The organism is Aeromonas sp. R1-1 (genome assembly GCF_040908495.1).
GTDB classification, from domain to species: Bacteria; Pseudomonadota; Gammaproteobacteria; order Enterobacterales; family Aeromonadaceae; genus Aeromonas; species Aeromonas veronii.
In genome coordinates, this window is sequence record NZ_JBFODV010000230.1 from 1 (window position 1) to 2511 (window position 2511).

The following is a 2511-nucleotide window of genomic DNA, read 5'->3' on the forward strand; positions in this document are numbered from 1 at the left end:
CTATCCATAGCGCACCTCCCGCACCTGACTGTCAATCGCCTCGCAACAGGCGCCGTGCACCCGCGCCAGCTCGGCCTCCAGCTCTGCCAGCGGTGTCTACTTCTGAGCCCCCTCATCGGCATGAATGGTGAAACGGGCCCGCTGTCGTGTGCAACGAACAGCGGGCCCGTTTTATTGCCTGTTTGTTGCAAGGGTTGAGGCGTCAGCCATCGCGCGCCGACCCCAGCTTGATATGACTCACAAAACGGTGCGCCGTGCAGTTAGCCAGCTCTCATTTTGGCGAGTTGGCCGCGTGAGGCGATAGCATGTTATGCCACTATTGGCTTCTTACTCCCGATCCTGGAGACAATAGTGCCCATCAATAACAAGATTATTCTGCCACTGCTGCTGAGCCTCGCCATCCTGCTGATCCCGACCCACTGGATCCCGCTGGAGGGGATCACCGTCATCGAGCAGCGGGTCGTGGCTATTTTCGTGCTGGCCGCCCTCTGCTGGATCCTGGAGCCCATCCCTATCTTCGCCACCTCGGTGCTGATCATCGTGCTGGAGCTGCTGCTGCTCTCTGACAAGGGGCTCTGGTTCATGACTGCCGACAAGGCCGAACCGGGGTTTGGTGAGTTGCTCAAGTCCACCGAGGTGATGGCGACGTTTGCCTCGCCGGTCATCATGCTGTTTCTCGGCGGTTTTTTCCTCGCTATTGCGGCGACCAAATACCATCTGGACGTCAATCTGGCGCGGGTGTTGCTGCGCCCGTTCGGTCAGGATCCCCGGATCGTCATGCTGGGGCTGATGTTGATCACCGCCACCTTCTCCATGTTCATGAGCAATACCGCCACCACCGCCATGATGCTGGCCATCCTTACCCCGGTGCTGGCGGCGTTCCCCGACAAAGACCCGGCCAAAATCGGCTTTGTGCTGGCCATTCCGCTGGCGGCCAACCTCGGGGGGATCGGCACTCCCATCGGCACTCCGCCCAACGCAGTGGCCCTCAAATACCTGACCGGCGAGCATGCCATCTCGTTCGGGCAGTGGATGGGATTTGCGGTGCCCTTCGTGGTACTGCTGTTGCTGCTTGGCTGGTTCCTGCTGGGGCGCTTCTTCCCGAGCACTCTAAAGCGGATGGATCTCAAGATTGAGGGGCGCTTTATGCAGACCCCTCGCGCCTGGGTGGTCTACCTCACCTTTATCACCACCATAGTGCTCTGGCTGCTGGGGGATCTGCACGGCATGAGCTCCTACGTGGTCGCCATGATCCCGGTAGCTGTGTTCCTGACCACCGGCATCATCACCAAGGACGATCTGCACAAGATCTCCCTCGACGTGCTCTGGCTGGTCTCGGGCGGTATCGCGCTGGGGCTGGCGCTGGAGGACTCCGGGTTGGCCGAGCGGCTCATCACCCATATTCCGTTCCACGAGTACTCCACGCTGGCGGTGCTGGTCGGCGCCTGTCTGCTGGCAGTGGTGATGGCCAACTTTATGTCCAACACCGCAACCGCCAACCTGCTGCTGCCACTGGTGGCTGCACTGGCGGTCAGCATGCCGGAGTTGGCCGAGTGGGGCGGCAGTCATACCCTGATCCTGGCGGTTACCATCTCGGTCTCGCTCGGGATGTCGCTGCCCATTAGTACCCCGCCCAATGCGCTGGCCCACGCCACCGGTCTGGTGGAGAGTCACCAGATGGTGCGTATCGGTGTCATCATGGGGTTGGTCGGCACACTGCTGGCTATGGTATGGATCTACCAGATTGCCGCTTGGGGGTTGATCTAGTTGCTAGTCCGTTTGTCCGATAAGAAAGGCTATGTCCCAATTACGTGTTGCATTGGGTGCCCCAGCACCTCATGCAAACATGCTTTGATATTCACCCCCATCCCGTAACGCCCCAGCATTCTGCGCCAACCCAGGTAGTTCTTCAGGTAGTGCGTCGCCACGCCATGAAACCGCTCCATCCACTCTTTCAACCGATGGTGATACCCGTTTACGTGCTGGATGTGATACGCACCGACCACCCGTTCGCCTTGACGATTGCACACCACCTGATGGGTTACACCCTGTACAGTCATACACACCCGCACCATCGCTACACAGCACCGCATCCGGTGACACTAACTGCTTCAACACTGCGATGACTGTCTCGGCATCTATTTTCTCCAATTGAAAATCCGCATGGTGGCTTGCACGGTCTTGTACCACCATCACCGGGATGTAATCGGGCCCTGTTCCACAAGTTCGGCCTTTACCACCGCGATGGCGTGGTGGACGCGGTAGGTCCCGTTGCCCCTTGAACGATTCAAGGAGGAAGGTCTCATCAACCTCAACGATGCCCTCTTCCCGGGGGGCCTGATGGGTTACCATCGCGCGCAAGAAGCGGTGATGCCAGAGGAACGCGGTGTTTTTGCTGACCCCACAGCGCCGCGTGGCCTGGCGGACAGTCAGTCCTTCGATGAGGGCTTGCGCGTAGTCTTCCCAGCACTGTGCTTTACGCAATCTGGCCAAGGGCGTCTTGGTCAGAAC

The 2511-nt window shown here is 59.5% G+C and carries 1 protein-coding gene and 1 pseudogene; one reads left to right on the top strand and one right to left on the bottom strand.

Annotated elements, in window-relative coordinates:
- Positions 1 to 351 precede the first annotated feature (351 nt).
- Positions 352 to 1767: a DASS family sodium-coupled anion symporter gene (locus AB5Y92_RS15415; RefSeq protein WP_076495096.1), complete on the top strand. Its 1416-nt coding sequence runs from the start codon at positions 352 to 354 to the stop codon at positions 1765 to 1767.
- Positions 1768 to 1796: 29 nt separating this feature from the next.
- On the opposite strand, the pseudogene AB5Y92_RS15420 reads toward AB5Y92_RS15415, so the two are convergent.
- Positions 1797 to 2511 (bottom strand): annotated as a pseudogene (locus tag AB5Y92_RS15420) (IS1595 family transposase); the annotation flags it as partial.